The sequence below is a fragment of the Candidatus Brevundimonas phytovorans genome, assembly GCA_029203145.1.
Lineage (GTDB): Bacteria > Pseudomonadota > Alphaproteobacteria > Caulobacterales > Caulobacteraceae > Brevundimonas > Brevundimonas phytovorans.
The window spans coordinates 2,483,079-2,498,953 of the sequence record CP119309.1; the positions used below are offsets into that span (position 1 = coordinate 2,483,079).

The 15,875-nt window shown below is 68.1% G+C and carries 18 protein-coding genes; 5 read left to right on the forward strand and 13 right to left on the reverse strand.

Going from position 1 to position 15,875, the window contains the following annotated elements:
• Nucleotides 1-80: 80 nt before the first annotated feature.
• Nucleotides 81-647 (forward strand): YqgE/AlgH family protein, encoded by a 567-nt coding sequence (locus P0Y52_12195; protein WEK57297.1) that lies wholly within the window; start codon nt 81-83, stop codon nt 645-647.
• On the opposite strand, the gene P0Y52_12200 is transcribed toward P0Y52_12195, so the two are convergent.
• The 12 genes from P0Y52_12200 to coxB form a co-directional block, all read right to left on the reverse strand.
• Nucleotides 644-865: a hypothetical protein gene (locus tag P0Y52_12200; GenBank protein WEK57298.1), complete on the reverse strand. Its 222-nt coding sequence runs from the start codon at nt 863-865 to the stop codon at nt 644-646. The genes P0Y52_12195 and P0Y52_12200 overlap by 4 nt on opposite strands.
• Nucleotides 862-2,529 carry a bifunctional diguanylate cyclase/phosphodiesterase gene (locus P0Y52_12205; protein WEK57299.1) on the reverse strand — a complete coding sequence of 556 codons (1,668 nt, stop codon included), beginning with the start codon at nt 2,527-2,529 and terminating at the stop codon, nt 862-864. The genes P0Y52_12200 and P0Y52_12205 overlap by 4 nt, the downstream gene beginning before the upstream one ends.
• Entirely contained in the window at nt 2,526-3,149 is a 624-nt protein-coding gene (locus tag P0Y52_12210; GenBank protein WEK57300.1) for a GNAT family protein, read from the reverse strand. The genes P0Y52_12205 and P0Y52_12210 overlap by 4 nt, the downstream gene beginning before the upstream one ends.
• A 42-nt stretch (nt 3,150-3,191) precedes the next feature.
• Nucleotides 3,192-4,406: a pitrilysin family protein gene (locus tag P0Y52_12215; protein ID WEK57301.1), complete on the reverse strand. Its 1,215-nt coding sequence runs from the start codon at nt 4,404-4,406 to the stop codon at nt 3,192-3,194.
• A gap of 50 nt (nt 4,407-4,456) precedes the next feature.
• On the reverse strand, nt 4,457-5,179 hold the full coding sequence (locus tag P0Y52_12220) for an SURF1 family protein (protein ID WEK57302.1): 723 nt from the start codon (nt 5,177-5,179) through the stop codon (nt 4,457-4,459).
• Nucleotides 5,176-5,523, reverse strand: a complete 348-nt coding sequence (locus P0Y52_12225) for a DUF983 domain-containing protein (protein WEK57303.1) — start codon at nt 5,521-5,523, stop codon at nt 5,176-5,178. The genes P0Y52_12220 and P0Y52_12225 overlap by 4 nt, the downstream gene beginning before the upstream one ends.
• 59 nt (nt 5,524-5,582) lie before the next feature.
• Nucleotides 5,583-6,461, reverse strand: coding sequence for a cytochrome c oxidase subunit 3 (locus tag P0Y52_12230; protein WEK57304.1), 879 nt, complete (start codon nt 6,459-6,461; stop codon nt 5,583-5,585).
• A gap of 56 nt (nt 6,462-6,517) precedes the next feature.
• Complete coding sequence (locus P0Y52_12235; GenBank protein ID WEK57305.1) at nt 6,518-7,084, reverse strand: cytochrome c oxidase assembly protein; 567 nt, start codon at nt 7,082-7,084, stop codon at nt 6,518-6,520.
• Nucleotides 7,081-7,326, reverse strand: coding sequence for a hypothetical protein (locus tag P0Y52_12240; GenBank protein WEK57306.1), 246 nt, complete (start codon nt 7,324-7,326; stop codon nt 7,081-7,083). Before P0Y52_12240 ends, P0Y52_12235 begins: the two co-directional genes overlap by 4 nt.
• A gap of 4 nt (nt 7,327-7,330) precedes the next feature.
• Nucleotides 7,331-8,308 carry a heme o synthase gene (cyoE, locus tag P0Y52_12245; protein ID WEK57307.1) on the reverse strand — a complete coding sequence of 326 codons (978 nt, stop codon included), beginning with the start codon at nt 8,306-8,308 and terminating at the stop codon, nt 7,331-7,333.
• Nucleotides 8,309-8,372: 64 nt separating this feature from the next.
• Complete coding sequence (gene ctaD, locus P0Y52_12250) at nt 8,373-10,022, reverse strand: cytochrome c oxidase subunit I (protein ID WEK57308.1); 1,650 nt, start codon at nt 10,020-10,022, stop codon at nt 8,373-8,375.
• A gap of 23 nt (nt 10,023-10,045) precedes the next feature.
• Nucleotides 10,046-10,981 (reverse strand): cytochrome c oxidase subunit II, encoded by a 936-nt coding sequence (coxB, locus tag P0Y52_12255; protein ID WEK57309.1) that lies wholly within the window; start codon nt 10,979-10,981, stop codon nt 10,046-10,048.
• 271 nt (nt 10,982-11,252) lie between these two features.
• Between coxB and P0Y52_12260 the strand changes: the two genes are divergently transcribed.
• From P0Y52_12260 to tldD, 4 genes are all read left to right on the forward strand, one after another.
• Nucleotides 11,253-11,669 carry a PadR family transcriptional regulator gene (locus tag P0Y52_12260; GenBank protein WEK57310.1) on the forward strand — a complete coding sequence of 139 codons (417 nt, stop codon included), beginning with the start codon at nt 11,253-11,255 and terminating at the stop codon, nt 11,667-11,669.
• Entirely contained in the window at nt 11,666-12,238 is a 573-nt protein-coding gene (locus P0Y52_12265) for a DUF1700 domain-containing protein (GenBank protein WEK57311.1), read from the forward strand. The genes P0Y52_12260 and P0Y52_12265 overlap by 4 nt, the downstream gene beginning before the upstream one ends.
• Nucleotides 12,239-12,262: 24 nt before the next feature.
• Entirely contained in the window at nt 12,263-13,042 is a 780-nt protein-coding gene (locus P0Y52_12270) for a DUF2807 domain-containing protein (protein WEK57312.1), read from the forward strand.
• Between the two features lie 298 nt (nt 13,043-13,340).
• Entirely contained in the window at nt 13,341-14,771 is a 1,431-nt protein-coding gene (tldD, locus tag P0Y52_12275) for a metalloprotease TldD (GenBank protein ID WEK57313.1), read from the forward strand.
• On the opposite strand, the gene P0Y52_12280 is transcribed toward tldD, so the two are convergent.
• Nucleotides 14,768-15,691, reverse strand: coding sequence for a TraB/GumN family protein (locus tag P0Y52_12280; protein WEK57314.1), 924 nt, complete (start codon nt 15,689-15,691; stop codon nt 14,768-14,770). The genes tldD and P0Y52_12280 overlap by 4 nt on opposite strands.
• Between the last annotated feature and the right edge of the window lie 184 nt (nt 15,692-15,875).

Genomic DNA, 15,875 nt, shown 5'->3' on the forward strand with positions numbered 1-15,875 from the left:
GAGACGACAGGAAGGATCGCCAAGCGCCCTTCGTTCCCTCGCGCCTTGCGTCGTGACGCTCCCCACCCGATGATAGCGGAATGATCGCCTTTTCCTCCCTGACCGGGCGTCTTCTGGTCGCCATGCCGGGCATAGACGACGACCGTTTCCGCCACGCCGTGATCCTGATCTGCGCCCATGACGACGAGCACGCCATGGGACTGCGGCTGGACCAGCCGGCGCCGGGCGTCACCCTGTCCGAGGTGCTGAAGAAGCTGGACACGCCCGTCTCCGACGCCCTGGCGAAACAGGCGGTGCTGATCGGCGGGCCCGTCGAGCGCGAGCGCGGCTTTGTCCTGCACACCGACGACTGGACCAATGACGACATCAGCCTGAGCTTCGGCGAGGGTCTGGCCGTGACCGGCACCCGCGACGCCCTGGCGGCGATGAGCGAAGACGACGGCCCGCGCCGCTCGGTCCTGCTGCTGGGCTACGCCGGCTGGGGCGAGGGTCAGTTGGAGGAGGAACTCAGCGAAAACGTCTGGCTAACTGCTGACGCCGACCCCGACCTGATCTTCGACGCCGACTATGCCACCAAGTGGAGCCGCGCCCTGGCCGGTCTCGGCGTCGACGCCGCCCGCCTGTCAGCCCAGAGCGGACGGGCCTAGTCTTCCTTCGGATACTTGCGGCGCAGATTCCGCATCCGGGCCGCGGTCACGGGCGGCGTCAGGCTGAGCCCCGCTGAGGCAAGACACAGGACGCCGCCGATGGCAGCCGCCTGTACGAGGTCACGGGTGAACAGGAACCCGAGCCCAAAACCCAGGATGGTCGGCGTCGCAGCGCCAACCATGATCAGGCGGTCCCGCGTCGCGCCCTTGATCTTCATGCCGACCGCGCCTTGATCGGCGCTGTGCCGTCGGCCAGCGACTCGTTCAGATAGACCTCGGCCTCCTGGGCCGGAAGGGCCGGCGCATAGCCGAAGCCCTGACCATAGTGGCAGCTGGCGTCCAGCAGCAGGCCGGCCAGTTCGGCGTTCTCGACCCCCTCGGCCACGACTTCCAGTGACAGGTCGCGACCCAGGTTGACCACGGACTTGACGATCTTGGCCGAGCCCTCGTCCTTGTTCATCGTCAGAACGAAGTAGCGGTCGATCTTCAGCGTGTCGAAGGGCAGGCGCGCCAGATAGGACAGGGACGAGAAGCCGGTGCCGAAGTCGTCCAGCGCCAGGCTGGCCCCCGCCTCGCGCAGCTTCGTCAGCACCTCGGCGGCGTGCGCGGTGTCGCGCATGATGTCGCCCTCGGTGACTTCCAGCTTCAGCGCGCCGCGCGGCAGGCCGGTCTCCTGTATGATGCGGGCCACGTCCTCGACCAGATGGTCGCGCTCGATCTCGCCGACCGACAGGTTGACGCTGCAGAACAGTTTCCCCGCACTAGGATGGCGATGCAGCCATTCGGCCAGCTGACGCGCCGCCTGGGTCATCATCAGCAGACCCAGCTCGTTCATCAGGCCCATTTCGTCGGCCAGGGTCAGGAAGTCGTCCGGCGGCACCAGGCCGCGCTGCGGATGACGCCAGCGCACCAGGGCCTCGAACCCGGCGACGGCGCCGGTCTTCAGGTTGACGATGGGCTGATAGAAGGGCTCGATCTCGCCGCGCACGAAGGCGTTGCGCAGGTCCGCCTCCAGCGCCAGCCGCGACAGGCTGTCGCTCTCCAGCGCCCGGCCATAGGCGGCGGCTCCGCCGCGTCCGGCCGTCTTGGCCTGCTCCACCGCCAGTTCGACCCGGCGCAGCAATTCGGCCGGATCAGGCGCGTCCGGTCCGCCCTCGGCGGCCACGGCGCCGATGGAGACGGTCGGATAGATGTCGAAGCCCGCGACGCGCAACGGCTGTTCCAACGCCTCGCGCACACGGTCGCTGCCGCCGGTCGCCCCGCGCCGGGTCAGGACGGCGAACTCGTCCTCGCCGATTCGAGCGGGCGAACAGTCCTTGGAGAAGGCGCCGGCCAGCCGGGAGCCCAGGGCCGACAGCACCAGATCGGCGCGTTCATGGCCCAGGGCCTCGTTCAGGCGGCGCAGGCGGTCGACGTCGGCCACCACCAGCTCATAATCCCCCGGCTGGGCCAGGGTCTCGGCCACGCGGACCAGGAAGGTTCGACGATCCAGCAGGCCGGTCAGGGTGTCGCGGTCGGCGCCGGCGAACTTGGTTTCCAGGGCGACGACGCCGGCGGCGCGCAACCCGTCCTCCAGCCAGACGCCGCGCCACAGGCAGGTCTCGCAGCCGCGCATGCGCAGACGCACGGCGATCTCCACGCCCTCAGCCTGGGGCTTGAGCAGGCGGTCGGCCAGGGCGCGGTCCTGGGGCATGGCCAGGGCCGCGAAGGCGGCGCCCGAACACTCAGGCGCCAGCGGACCGAGGCCCAGGGATCGGGTCGCCCCGGTAAAGCGAATCTGGTCGTCGGCGGGCGTCCAGATCCACAGCGCGGCGTCGGCGGCGGCCAGCGCCTCGATCGCCGTGGTGGGGTCCCAGGCCAACGCTCTGGATCGTGTGTTCAAAGCGAATCCCGGATGTAAGAACTGGACGCGGCCGGGTCCGGGACGAACTCGTCCCTGATGACGCCGAACAGCAGATGATCTGCCCATGCGCCGTTAATTTTCAAATAAGCTTTCGCCAGTCCTTCCTGACGGAAGCCCGCCTTTTCGAGGACGCGGCGCGAAGCGGCGTTGGTCGGCACACAGGCGGCCTCGACGCGGTGCAGCTTCAGGGCGCCAAAGGCGAAGCCCAGCATGGTCCGGGCCGCCGCCGTGCCTACGCCCTGCCCCGCATAGGGCTGGCCGATCCAGTAGCCCAGCGTCCCGGTTTCGGCCACGCCGCGCCGGATGTTGGACAGGGTGATGGCGCCCATCAGGGTGTCCTCGGCGGGATCGAAGACGAACAGGGGCCAGGCCGTGCCCAACTCCATCTCGCGGGCATAGACGCCGAGGCGCCGGCGAAATGCCGCCCGCGTCAGGTCGTCTTCGGCCCAAGCCGGCTCCCAGGGTTGCAGATAGTCGCGCGAGCCGCCGCGCAGCTCGGCCCATTCGGCATGATCCGCCGGACGCGGCGGGCGCAGCAAGACCCCCTGTCCGCGCAGGACGGGTCCGGTCGCCTCGGCCATCCAGTCGAACAGGGCCATGCGAGCAGACTACCTCAGCGCGCGCGCAGCGCCAGCCACGACTTAGCGGGCCTGCAATCGGGCGGTGAAGGCGGCGCCCGCGGGGGCCGCCGCCTTGGGCCCCAGAACCGCCGTGGCCGAGCGCCCGGCCTCGACCATGGCGCGGCCCACGGCCCGCAGATCGTCAGCGGACTGGGCCAGGATGCGGGCGGCGCTGTCCTCAGACGAGACCGGCGCGCCGAAGATCAGGGTCTGGGCGGCGTTGCGGCCTGCGCGGCTGGCGGGGCTTTCATCGGCCATCCACAGGGTGGCGTTCAGCACGGCCTTGGCGCGCGACAGTTCGGCGTCCGTAGGCCCCTTCTCGGCCAGATCCAGCAGCTCGGCGGCGCTGACCTCGGCCAGTTCGACCGCGCGGTCGGCGGCGGCCCCGGCGTAGATACCGATCAGCCCGGCGTCCTCATAGGCCTCCTGATAGGCGTCGATGGCGTAGGCCAGCCCCCGGTCCTCGCGGGCGCTCTGGAACAGGCGCGAGGCCATGCCGCCGCCGAGGATTTCGGTGAACAGCCGCAGGGCCGGCAGGCGCGCATCCAGCACACCCATCGACGGCAGTTGGAAGACCAGATTGGCCTGTTCGATCTTGCGCGTCAGCTTGGCCTCGCCGCCGACAAAGACGGCGGGCGCGAGCGGGTCCAGCGGCGTCGCGGCCTCCTGCCCGAACCAGCGCTCGGCCAGGGCCAGAAGTTCGTTCTCTTCAACCGCGCCCGAGACCGCGACCACCATGCGGTCGGGCGAATAGAGGCGGGCGCGCCAGTCGGCCACGGCGGCGCGGTCGGCGGCCTTCAGGCTGTCGACGGTGCCGAGGATCGGCCGCCCCAGGGCCTGACCGGCATAGGCCCGCGTCTGGGCCATTTCGAAGACGTGGTCGTCGGGGGTGTCGAAGGCCTCGGCGATCTCCTGGGCCACCACGTCCTTCTCGCGCACGATCTCGGCGGGGTCGAGCGTGGGGCGGAAGACCAGGTCCGAGACGATCTGCATGGCCAGAGGCAGGGAGCCGTGCAGGGCGCGAATCTCGAAGCTGGTGCGCTCATAGCCGGTGGCGGCGTTGATCGAGCCGCCTTCGGCCTCGATCCGCTCGACGATGTCGCGGGCGCCCATGTCGCCGGCGCCCTTGAACACCAGATGCTCCAGCAGGTGCGACCAGCCGGAGCGGGCCTCATCCTCCATCCGCGCCCCGCCGCGCACGGCGACGGTCAGGGCGAAGGTCCGCAGACCGGGCATGGGGTCGCAGACGACGCGGACGCCGTTGGACAGGGTGTGAAGGCGAGCAGTCAGGAGTCTGTATCCTTGCGGGTCATGCGGCGGCGCAGCAGCACCCCGTAGAAGGCGATCAGGGCGACGGCGAGACCGAACCAGGTCAGGGCGTATCCCAGGTGATTGTTGGTGAAGGCGGCGGGCGGCGCCGAGGGCCTCAACGCGGCCCAGTCGGGATTGGTCGAGGTCGTGGCGAAGACGGTGAAGGGCGACACCGGCCCCTCGACCTTCAAGGCGCGGGCCATGGCCTCGGCGTCGCGGCCATAGAAGCGGCCCTCGGCGGGCGGCGGCGTCAGGGCGCTGGGGGCCGGGGCGCGGCGCAGGACGCCGGTGATGACGACCGGCATGGTGTCGTCGGCGTTCACCGGCGGACGGGCGGAGATCTCGGCGGAGACGAAGCCGCGATCGACCAGCAGGGTCGGCCCGCCTTCAACCGCACAGGCCGAGACCAGACGCACGCCCGCGTCGCTGTTCTCGATGGACTGCAACTCGACATAGGGCGCCGCGCCCAGACCGCGACAGGTCAGGACGACGCGCCGGAACTCGGGGTCCTCAAGCGTCAGCGCCTCGACCAGCGGCAGGGGCGGCAGGCCGGCGGCGGCCTCGGCCCCGTCGATCAGGCCCTCCTTCCACTGCATCCGCTGCATCTGCCAGACGCCGAGCGACAACAGCAGCCCCAGCAGGGCGAGGGCCAGAACGGTCAGGATGACGGGAAAACGCGGGCGGGTCGCAACGGTCATTTCGGGTCTCGGGTTCGCAGCATTTGCAGCGCCGTCATCAGCCCCTTGCCGGGGCGCATCAGGCCCAGGGCCAGGGCGGCGACCAGCGGCAGCCAGAGGATCAGGTGCAGCCAGATGGGGGGATGCCAGGCGATCTCGACCGCCAGGGCCGAGAAGCCGACCACAAAGCCGGCGATCTGCATGATGAAGGTGGCGGCGCCGTCGCCGGTCTCGACCGAGGCGAGGTCATAGCCGCAGGTTTCACAGAGGGGGCGGACCTTGAGGAAGCCCTGGAACAGAGGCCCCTGGCCGCAGGCGGGGCAACGGCCGCGCAGGCCCGCGCGGATCGCCTGTCCGCCATGCAAATCGGCGCGGGACTGTTCGTCCCGCGCCGTCTGAAGTGCAGAGCCTGGATCGCTCAACGTCAGCCGAAGGTGACGTAGACGAAGGCGAACAGGAAGAGCCAGACCACGTCCACGAAGTGCCAGTACCAGGCGGCGGCTTCGAAGCCGAAGTGCTTCTGCGGGCTCATCTGACCGGCTTGCAGACGCAGCAGGCAGACGGCCAGGAAGATGGTGCCGATCAGGACGTGGAAGCCGTGGAAGCCCGTCGTCAGGAAGAAGACCGATCCATAGAGCTTGGAGTGGGTGGCGGCCTCGTTGAAGAAGAAGCCCTCGTGCAGGATGTGCTGGTATTCATAGGCCTGAACGCCGGTGAACAGGACGCCCAGCAGGACGGTGATCAACAGACCCAGCTTGGCGGCCTTGCGGTCGCCGACCTGCAGCGCGTGGTGCGCCCAGGTGACGGTCGTGCCCGACAGCAGCAGGATGACCGTGTTCAGCAGCGGCAGGCCCCAGGGGTCCAGCAGCTCGACGCCCTTGGGCGGCCAGGTCTTCCAGGCGGCGGCGGTGTCGGCCCAGTTGCCGATTTCCGGGGTCAGGGCGCGCGACTCGGTGAAGAGCGCCATGTCGAAGAACATCCAGAAGAAGGCGACGAAGAACATCACTTCCGAGGCGATGAACAGGATCATGCCGTAGCGCAGGCCGATCGAGACGACCGGGGTGTGGTCGCCCTTCTGACCTTCCTTGATCACGTCCGACCACCAGCCGAACATGGCGAACAGAACGCCCGCCAGACCGGCGAAGAACAGCCACTTGGTGCCTTCCGGCAGGCCGAACAGGCCCTTCATCCACATGACCGCGCCGACGAACATGGCCACGCAGGCCATGGACGAGATCAGCGGCCAGGGGCTCGGGTCCACCAGGTGGTAGTCGTGATGCGGTTTAGCGTGCGCGTCGGCCATTCCAGGGGTCTCTGAATTAAGGCGAGAGATCGTTATATCAGGGGCTATAGCGCCCGCTATCCGGCTTTGCCAGTAGCGGATTGGCCGGAAGCGGCCTGCTCGAAGCCTTTGGTCGGGAAGAAGGTGTAGCTGAGGGTGATTTCACGCACCCCCTTGGACTCCGCATCCGTCGCCATCTCGGGCGCGACGAAGTACTGGACCGGGAATTCCTTGGTTTCGCCGGGGCCGATTTCCTGCCCCTCGAAGCAAAAGCACTGCAGCTTCTGGAAGTAGGGACCGGCGCGTTCCGGCACGACATTATAGGCCGCCGTGGCGTGGATCGGCTGATCCGAGGTGTTCGTCACCTTGAAATAGGCCATGCCGGTTTCGCCGATTCGCACCCGCTGGCTGACCTGCTCGGCCTTGAAGGTCATCGGCAGGTTGCGGACGTTGGTGTCGAAGCGGATCAGGACGCTCTGGTCCAGGATCTGGGTCGGGGCGGCTTCGGCCTTCTTCACCGTGCCGTCAAAGCCCGTGACCTGGCAAAACAGACGATACAGGGGCACGGCGGCGAAGGCCGCGCCCGTCATGCCCATGACCACGGCCGCGCAGATCAGCGCGACCATGTTCTTGCGGTTCTTCACGGCGTCGGCTCCGACGCCGGGGCGGCTGCGGGGGCGGGCAGCGTGGGGTCGGCCTGTAGCACCGTGCCGACCGCCGCCGCCTCGGCCGCCTTGCGGGCCTCGGTGTTGCGCTGAAGGTTCACCACGGTCACGACGAAGACCAGGACGATGAAGCCGACCAGGCCCAGGGCGATGGCCACGTTGCGGCGCTTGCGCGCGCGGACTTGTTCGTCGGTCAGCTTGATAAAATCAGGACGGGTCACGCGGTCAGGCTCCCAGGCCCGGCAGCTGCTCGACCAAAAGGGCCGAGAACAGCGCCATCAGATACAGGATGGAAAAGGCGAACATGTTGCGGGCCGGTTTGGCCTCGGCCCGGACGTCGTACAATGCGGCCTCTCGCCCCACCGCCTCGGCCTTGTCCGGCTGGTCGCCCGCGCGCGAGCGCCACAGGCGGAAGGCCAGGGCCAGGAAGAAGGCGCCGCCGGCCACCGACACCGCCAGATAGACGACGCCGCCGAGACCGAGGAAGGCCGGGGCCACGGCCACCGGCACGAAGATCAGGCTGTAGATGAGGATCTGCAGGCGGGTCGACTTGGCGCCCCGCGCGACCGGCATCATCGGAATGCCCGCCTTGGCGTAATCGCCGGCCGAATAGAGGGCGAGCGCCCAGCTATGCGGCGGTGTCCACAGGAAGATGATGGCGAACAGCAGCCAGGCCTGCCACGGCGCGTCACCCGTCACCGCCGCCCAGCCGATGACCGGCGGAAAGGCGCCCGCGGCGCCGCCGATGACGATGTTCTGGGGCGTCCGGCGCTTGAGCAGCAGCGTGTAGAAGCCGGCGTAATAGACGATGGTCAGGGCCAGCAGACCGCCGGCCAGCCAGTTGGTCGTCATGCCCAGCAGCATGACGGAGAAGATCGACAGGACAGAGCCGAAGGCCATGGCGTCGTTCTTGCGAATACGACCCGCCGCGACCGGCCGCCCCCGTGTGCGTCGCATCAAGGCGTCGGTCTCGCCTTCCAGCGCCATGTTCAGGGCGCCAGCGGCCCCGGCTCCCACGGCGATGCAGAGCACGGCGATGGCGGCCAGCAGAGGATTGGGATGGCCCGGCGCGACCACCAGGCCCGTCACGGCGGTGAAGACCACCAGCGACATGACGCGCGGCTTCAGCAGCTGGAAGAAGTCTTCCGGCTGGGAGGTCGTAACAAGGGGGGTCTCGCGTGTGGGGCGGTCGGTCATGGTCATAAAAAGCCGAAGGCCGCCCTTCCGGTGACGAAAGGGCGGCCTCTCAAGGGTTATCCGGTTCGGATCAGTGGTTGTCCGCCTTGACCACCGGCAGTTCGTTGAACTGGTGGTGCGGCGGGGGCGACGACAGGGTCCACTCCAGGGTGGTGGCGCCTTCGCCCCACGGATTGGCCTCGCCCTTGCGGCGACGGATCGCAGCTTCAGCCAGCATGACCAGGAAGACGGCGACGCCGACGATGGTGATCAGATAGCCGACCGACGAGATGTGGTTCCAGTAGGTGAAGGCTTCCGGGTAGTCGATGTAACGACGCGGCATGCCCTGCAGACCCAGGAAGTGCTGCGGGAAGAAGACGAGGTTCACGCCGATGAACATGATCCAGAAGTGGGTCGCGCCGAGGAACTCGTTGTACTTCACGCCGAACATCTTCTCGAACCAGTAGTAGAAACCGGCGAAGATCGAGAAGACGGCGCCCAGCGACAGCACATAGTGGAAGTGGGCCACGACGTAGTAGGTGTCGTGCAGGCTGTAGTCGATGCCGGCGTTCGACAGGACCACGCCGGTCACGCCGCCGAGGGTGAACAGGAAGATGAAGCCCATCGCCCACAGCATGGGCGTCTTGAAGGTGATCGAGCCGCCCCACATGGTGGCGATCCAGCTGAAGATCTTCACGCCCGTCGGCACGGCGATGATCATCGTCGCGGCCACGAAGTAGGCGCGCAGGTTGATGCTCATGCCCACGGTGTACATGTGGTGCGCCCACACGATGAAGCCGATGAAGCCGATGGCGACCATGGCGTAGGCCATGGCGAGGTAGCCGAAGATCGGCTTCTTCGAGAAGGTCGAGACGATGTGCGAGATGATGCCGAAGCCCGGCAGGATCATGATGTAGACTTCGGGGTGGCCGAAGAACCAGAACAGGTGCTGGTACATCACGGGATCGCCGCCGCCAGCCGGATCGAAGAAGCTGGTGCCGAAGTTACGGTCCGTCAGCAGCATGGTGATGGCGCCCGCCAGAACCGGCAGCGACAGCAGCAGCAGGAAGGCCGTGATCAGCACGCCCCAGGCGAACAGCGGCATGCGGTGCAGGGTCATGCCCGGCGCGCGCATGTTGAAGATGGTGGTGATGAAGTTGATCGCGCCGAGGATCGACGAGGCGCCGGCGACGTGCAGCGAGAAGATCGCCAGGTCGAAGGACGGCCCCGTGTGGCCCATGGTGGAGAGCGGCGGATAGGCCGTCCAGCCGCCGCCGAAGCCCTTGCCCGGGCCGCCGTCGACGAACATCGAGATGACCAGCAGGACGAAGGCGGCGAACAGCAGCCAGAACGAGATGTTGTTCAGGCGCGGGAAGGCCATGTCCGGGGCGCCGATCATGATCGGCGTGAAGTAGTTGGCGAAACCGCCCATGGTCGCCGGCATGACGACGAAGAAGACCATGATCAGGGCGTGGGCCGTGACCGTGACGTTATAGCCGTGCTTGGAAGCCTCAACGATCCCCAGTTGCTGGATGATCGTGCCTTCCTTGAACAGCTGGATGCCCGGCTCGGCCAGTTCCCAGCGGATCAGGCCCGACAGGGCGCCGCCCACCAGACCGGTGAAGATGGCGAACATCAGGTACAGAAGACCGATGTCCTTGTGGTTCGTCGAGAAGAACCAGCGGGTGAAGAAACCCGGCTTGTGATCGTGATGATCGTCGTGCGTGGCAGCGGTGGCCATGATCGTTGGGCTCTCGCGTCTTGTTACTGGGCGGCCGGCGCGACGGGCGCGGCAGCGGCTGCGGGGGCCGCGGGAGCGGCGGCGGTCGGGGCCGGAACGGCGGCGGCGTCAGCCATGGCGGCCGGAGCCGCTGCGGCCGCAGCGGCGGCGGCTTCGTCGGCCTTCTTCGTCATGGAGCCGCCCTTGGAGGCGACCCAGGCGGCGAATTCGGCCTCGGTGACGACATTGATCTGCAGCGGCATGAAGGCGTGGTCGACGCCGCACAGCTCGGAGCACTGGCCGTAATAGACGCCGGTCTTCTCGGCGTTGAACCAGGTCTCGTTGACGCGGCCCGGAACGGCGTCGGTCTTCAGACCGAAGGCGGGCAAGGCGACGGCGTGGATCACGTCAGAGGCCGTGACCAGCAGGCGGACGGTCTTGCCGACCGGCACGACCATCGGCTCGTCGGCGGCCAGGCGGTAGAGGTGCGGCGGCGCCTTGTCCTCGGGCAGCATGTTCGAGATGTACTCGGCCACGCCCTGATCGGGATATTCATAGGCCCAGTTCCACTGGTTGCCCGTGACCTTCACCGTCAGGTCGGGGTCGGGCATGTCGTGGTAGGCGAACAGCAGGCGGAACGAGAACAGCGAGATGCCGACCAGGATCAACACCGGCACCACGGTCCAGATGACCTCGATGACCGTGTTGTGGCTCCACTTGGCCGGAACCGGGTTGGCCTTCTTGTTGTAGCGGATGGCGATCCAGATCAGCAGGCCCAGCACCAGCAGGGTGATGATCGTGATGACGGGCATCAGCACCACATTGTGGAAGAAGATCGCCTCGTGCTTCAGCGGCGCCGCAGCAGGTTGCAGGTCAATTCCGCCCGGGGTCGGTTGACCCAGCAGATCCTGCGCCCACGCCGGCGCGGCGACGAAGGCGGCAAGGGCGGTCGCGGCGACACCGCCTCCGATCCGCGCCATGGCTCGCGTGCCCATCCCCATTCGAATCCTCATAAACCGTTTCGCAGCCGATACTTGCGAGCAATTCGCAAACACCCCCGGGCCCTGGACGGACCTCGGCGTTTCAGGGCCGGTCCTTATCGGCTCGGGTAGCGCTTGCCAAGCGATCAAGACGCGCAAGTGACGGGATGAGGCAAAAGTTCGGCGGATTAATTCGCTGTCATGTAGCGACAGCTACCTTGCAGCGCACGATACCTTGCGATACCCATTCGTCATCAACGAAGGGAACGCCATGCCCGACTCCATCGACATCCAACTGAAGAAAGGCGTGCTGGGATTATGCGTGCTGGCCCTGCTGGCCCGCGACGACAGCTACGCCTACGAGATCGCCAGCCGCCTGTCCGACGCCATCGGCATGGGCGAGGGCACCATCTATCCGCTGATGCGCCGCATGCAGACGGACGGCCTGGTCGAGACCTATCTGGTCGAATCATCCGCCGGTCCGTCGCGCAAGTATTACCGGTTGACCGCCGCCGGTCGCGCCGCCCTGGAAGGTCAGACCGCCGAGTGGCGGGCCTTCGCCCAGGCCGTCGACGCCCTGGTGGCGAACACCGCGCCGAACAGCGACGCCATAGCGGCGGGCGCCCCGGCTGAGCCGGCCGCCCTGACCGATCAATCCGCAGACGCTCAACGGGGAGCTGAACAATGAACCGCGCCGAATTCCTGGCCCGCCTGCAACGCGGCCTGGTCGGACTGCCGACCATCACGGCGAACGAAATCATCGCCGACTATGAAAGCCACTTCGCCGACGGGCTCGCCGCCGGCCGCACCGAGGCGCAGGTCGCCGAGGCCCTGGGCGATCCCGATCGTCTGGCCCGCGAACTCAAGGCCGAGGCCAGCGCCAAGCGTTGGGGGCAGGAACAGACCGCCTCCTCCGCCGCCGGGGCCATCTTCGGCATCCTGGGCCTGGGCGCCATCGACATCCTGATCCTGCTGCCCATAGCCTTGCCGGTGTTCGGCACGGTGCTGTCGATCCTGATCGGCGGGATCGCGGTCTTCGTGGCCGGCGGCTTCGTCCTGGTGGCCGGGCCCTTCATCGGCGTGCCGGGCGGCGGCCTGGCGGCGGCCCTGCTGGGCGTCGGCCTGATGGGTCTGGGCCTGTTCATGGGCGGCCTGATGGCCCTGCTGACCAAGTGGCTGATCGACGCCACCGTCTGGTACGCCCGCCTGCACTACCGCGTGGTCAAGCCCGCGCTCGAACCCCAATCGCAAGCCTGAGCCGGTTCTGAGGGAGGAACTGACATGATCCGCAATCTACTCATCATCTCCGGCGCCGGCCTGATCCTGGCCATCGTCGGCATCGGCGGCGCCTTCGCCGTCGGGGGCCGCGACCTGGCCCGCCACGACTGGACCTGGGTCGTCACCGACGACGACGCCGGCGACGACAGCTTCAAGATCGAGCGCGGCGCCGTCTCGCCTGACGTGACCCGCACCCTGGCCTGGACCGGCGACCAGCGCCTGGCCATCGATCTGCCCGCCGACGTCACCTATGATCAGGACGCCGCCTCGCCCGGCATCACCATCTCCGGCCCCAAGAGCGCCGTTGACCGCGTCCGTTTCGTCAATGGTCGCCTGACCATGGACGACGCCCCCAAGGGCGACCGCAGCTATATCCGCTGGACCGGCACGGGCATCCACGGCTGGAGCGAGACCGAAGCGCTGAAGATCACCATCAGGGCGCCCTCGGTGAAGGCTTTCGACCTGTCCGGTCCCGCCGACCTGACGATCCGCGCCTATGACCAGCCGACCCTGGACCTGACCCTGAGCGGCTCCTCGGACATCACGGCCCAGGGCAAGACGGAGGCCGTGACCGTGGACATCTCGGGCGCCGGCAGCGCCGACCTGGAAGACCTGTTCGTCACCGACGCCAAACTGCGCGTCAGCGGCAGCGGCGACGCCGAAGTCGGCCCCACCGGCAAGGTCGAGATCGACGTCTCGGGCAGCGGCTCGGTCCGCCTGACCCGCCGCCCGGCCCAGCTGCGTCAGGACATCAGCGGCTCGGGCGACGTCACCCAGGACTGATGACCGCCTTCCCTCTCCCGGTGGGAGAGGGATTGAGCGCACGAGAGCGTCAGCGATCGTTCTTGCGCGAAAGGGTGAGGGTTGGACCGATCCGTCGGCGCAAGCCGCCGCATGGACAGTCCGCTACGGCCTTCGGCCGACTTCAACCGGGAACCCTCACCCTTTGGCTGCTACGCGCCGCCCTCCGGGTCGCCTGCTCCAATCGCTCTCCTCCTGGAGGCTCAAGCCCTCTCCCACCGGGAGAGGGTTTTTTGCTGCCCCCGTGACGCCGGCCCCCGCAGCCCCTATCTAGCCTTGCATGACCGCAGCCGCTTCCCCCTCCCCCATCCTCGACGCCGCGGGCGTGGCCCCTGACGAGGCCCTGTCCATCCTGCAGACGGCCCTGGCCGGCGCCGACGACGGCGAACTGTTTCTGGAAAAGACCGAGAGCGAATCGCTCGTCTTTGACGACGGGCGGCTGAAGGGCGCCTCCTATGACGCCGTCGAGGGCTTCGGCCTGCGGGTCGTGGCGGGCGAGACCGCCGGCTACGCCCACGCCAACGAGATTTCCGCCGCCGCCATCCGCCGCGCCGCCGACAGCGCGTCCCTGGCCAAGCGCGGCTATTCCGGCCACTCGGCCGAGGCCCCGCGCGCCACCAATCAGAAGCTCTATGACGAGGTCGATCCCCTCGCCTCGCCCAGCTTCTCGGACAAGATCGAACTGCTGTCGGAAATCGACGCCTGGGCCCGCGCCCGCGACCCGCGCGTGGTCCAGGTCTCGGCCTCCATCACCGGCGAGCGCCGCGCCATCGAGATCCTGCGCGCCGACGGTCGGCTGCTCAGCGACGTGCGCCCCCTGGTCCGGCTGAACGTCTCGGTTACGGTCGAGCGCGACGGCAAGCGCGAGAGCGCCTCGTCCGGCGCCGGCGGCCGCGCCGGCTTCGAGGCCTGGATCGCCCCCGACCGCTGGCAGGGCCAGATCGACGAGGCCTTACGGCAAGCCCTAGTCAATCTGGACGCCATCGACTGCCCGGCGGGCGAGATGGACGTGGTGCTCGGCGCCGGCTGGCCCGGCGTCCTGCTGCACGAGGCCATCGGCCACGGCTTCGAGGGCGACTTCCACAGGAAGGGCTCCTCGGTCTTCAGCGGCAAGATGGGCCAGCGCGTGGCCGCTCCCGGCGTGACCATCGTCGACGACGGCTCCATCGCCGGGCGTCGCGGCTCACTGTCCTTCGACGACGAAGGCACCCCGACCTCACGCACCGTCCTGATCGAGGACGGCATCATGGTCGGCCTGATGCACGACCGCCTGAGCGCGCGTCAGCTGGGCGCGAAAGCCACCGGCAACGGGCGCCGCCAGTCCTTCGCCCACATGCCCATGCCCCGCATGACCAACACCTTCATGGAGGCCGGCCAGGACAAGTTCGAGGACATGATCGCCTCGACCAAGCGCGGCCTCTACGCCGCCAACTTCGGCGGCGGTCAGGTGGACATCACCAACGGCAAGTTCGTCTTCCAGTGCACCGAGGCCTATCTGATCGAGGACGGCAAGATCACCGCCCCGGTGCGCGGCGCCACCCTGATCGGCGACGGGGCCACGGCCCTGACCCATATCCAGATGGTCGGCGACGACTTCGCCTTCGACCCCGGCGTCGGCGTCTGCGGCAAGGCTGGTCAGGGCGTCCCCGTCGGCATCGGCCAGCCCAGCCTCAAGATGGGCGGACTGACCGTGGGCGGCACAGCGGTCTAGGGAGCCGCGACCTCGACCGGCGCAGTCTTCCACGCCGGCCCTTCGATCTCATAGCCCTGGGCCGCCAGGGTATCGAGCACGCCGCCCGGTTCGGCCAGGACGCGCAGTTGGGCCACGGCCATGGTCACGCCCGGCTCGCCCAACGCCGTCTGGATCGCCTCGGCCCATTGGCGACGCAACAGGGGCGCGATCTCGGGATCGCCCCAGGGCCAGCACAGGCCCAGCGCCTGTTCCAGCGGCTGGGCCATGACCTCGGGCACACGACGGGCGCGCCAGTCGTTGATGCGGGCGGCGGCGCCTTCCGGCCCGGCCTCGGCGGCGGCCAGGGCGCGCTCCAGACAGGTCGCATAGGTCGCGGGCGGGGCGGTGATCAGGCTGTCGACGATCTCGTCGCCGCGCACGGTCCCCACCGGGCGCACCGGAATGCGGGCCTCGCGCGCGACCTTCTTGATCACATCGGTGGCGTTGCGGGTGCGGCCCCGCTCATAGCCGGCCTTGTCGCTCATCAGATCCATGCTCAGGATCATCAGGCTGTTGGTGCGCCAGCTGTCGTTTCTCTGATCCGCCATCACCGTCTCCAGCCGCGCCTGGACCTCGGGCGACAGATAGTCGGCGGTCGTCGTCCCCTTGGGCAGGGTCGCTACGGTGCGGATGCGCCAGATCAGCCGCAGGACATCCGCGACCGAGGCGCGGCCCTCCTGCGGGAAGAGGATGCGCTGAGCGCGCCGCGTCGCCGCCTCCAGGGCCTCGGGACGCCATTCGACGTCGCGCGGCACCCCGCTGACTGCGCCGACCAGGATCAGGCTGCTGTCGCCGCGCGTCACCTGCCAGATGGGCGCCTCGGTGCGGCGTGCGCTGACGATGACCTCGTCCACCGTGGTCACGGGCTGGGTCACGTTGTCCTGAGCCCGCGCGGGCATGCCCAGCGACAATCCAAGAACAACTGTTGATATAACAAGGATACGATTAAACATGACGCACGACGTAACAGTATCTAACGAGACTGTAATCTGACTAATCCGTAATGCTGTCCGCGATTTAATCCACCTGTCCGGCTTGTAACTGGAGACTTGGGCTCGCCGCCGCCAAACCTCTGCCCACGAC

Bases quoted from the DNA above. Each gene is read 5' to 3' on its own strand.
- P0Y52_12195 (WEK57297.1), top strand. From the start codon at position 81: ATGATCGCCTTTTCCTCCCTGACCGGGCGTCTTCTGGTCGCCATGCCG.
- P0Y52_12200 (WEK57298.1), bottom strand. From the start codon at position 865: ATGAAGATCAAGGGCGCGACGCGGGACCGCCTGATCATGGTTGGCGCT.
- P0Y52_12210 (WEK57300.1), bottom strand. From the start codon at position 3,149: ATGGCCCTGTTCGACTGGATGGCCGAGGCGACCGGACCCGTCCTGCGC.
- P0Y52_12215 (WEK57301.1), bottom strand. From the start codon at position 4,406: ATGCCCGGTCTGCGGACCTTCGCCCTGACCGTCGCCGTGCGCGGCGGG.
- P0Y52_12220 (WEK57302.1), bottom strand. From the start codon at position 5,179: ATGACCGTTGCGACCCGCCCGCGTTTTCCCGTCATCCTGACCGTTCTG.
- P0Y52_12230 (WEK57304.1), bottom strand. From the start codon at position 6,461: ATGGCCGACGCGCACGCTAAACCGCATCACGACTACCACCTGGTGGAC.
- cyoE (WEK57307.1), bottom strand. From the start codon at position 8,308: ATGACCATGACCGACCGCCCCACACGCGAGACCCCCCTTGTTACGACC.
- ctaD (WEK57308.1), bottom strand. From the start codon at position 10,022: ATGGCCACCGCTGCCACGCACGACGATCATCACGATCACAAGCCGGGT.
- coxB (WEK57309.1), bottom strand. From the start codon at position 10,981: ATGGCGCGGATCGGAGGCGGTGTCGCCGCGACCGCCCTTGCCGCCTTC.
- P0Y52_12260 (WEK57310.1), top strand. From the start codon at position 11,253: ATGCCCGACTCCATCGACATCCAACTGAAGAAAGGCGTGCTGGGATTA.
- P0Y52_12265 (WEK57311.1), top strand. From the start codon at position 11,666: ATGAACCGCGCCGAATTCCTGGCCCGCCTGCAACGCGGCCTGGTCGGA.
- P0Y52_12270 (WEK57312.1), top strand. From the start codon at position 12,263: ATGATCCGCAATCTACTCATCATCTCCGGCGCCGGCCTGATCCTGGCC.
- tldD (WEK57313.1), top strand. From the start codon at position 13,341: ATGACCGCAGCCGCTTCCCCCTCCCCCATCCTCGACGCCGCGGGCGTG.
- P0Y52_12280 (WEK57314.1), bottom strand. From the start codon at position 15,691: ATGCCCGCGCGGGCTCAGGACAACGTGACCCAGCCCGTGACCACGGTG.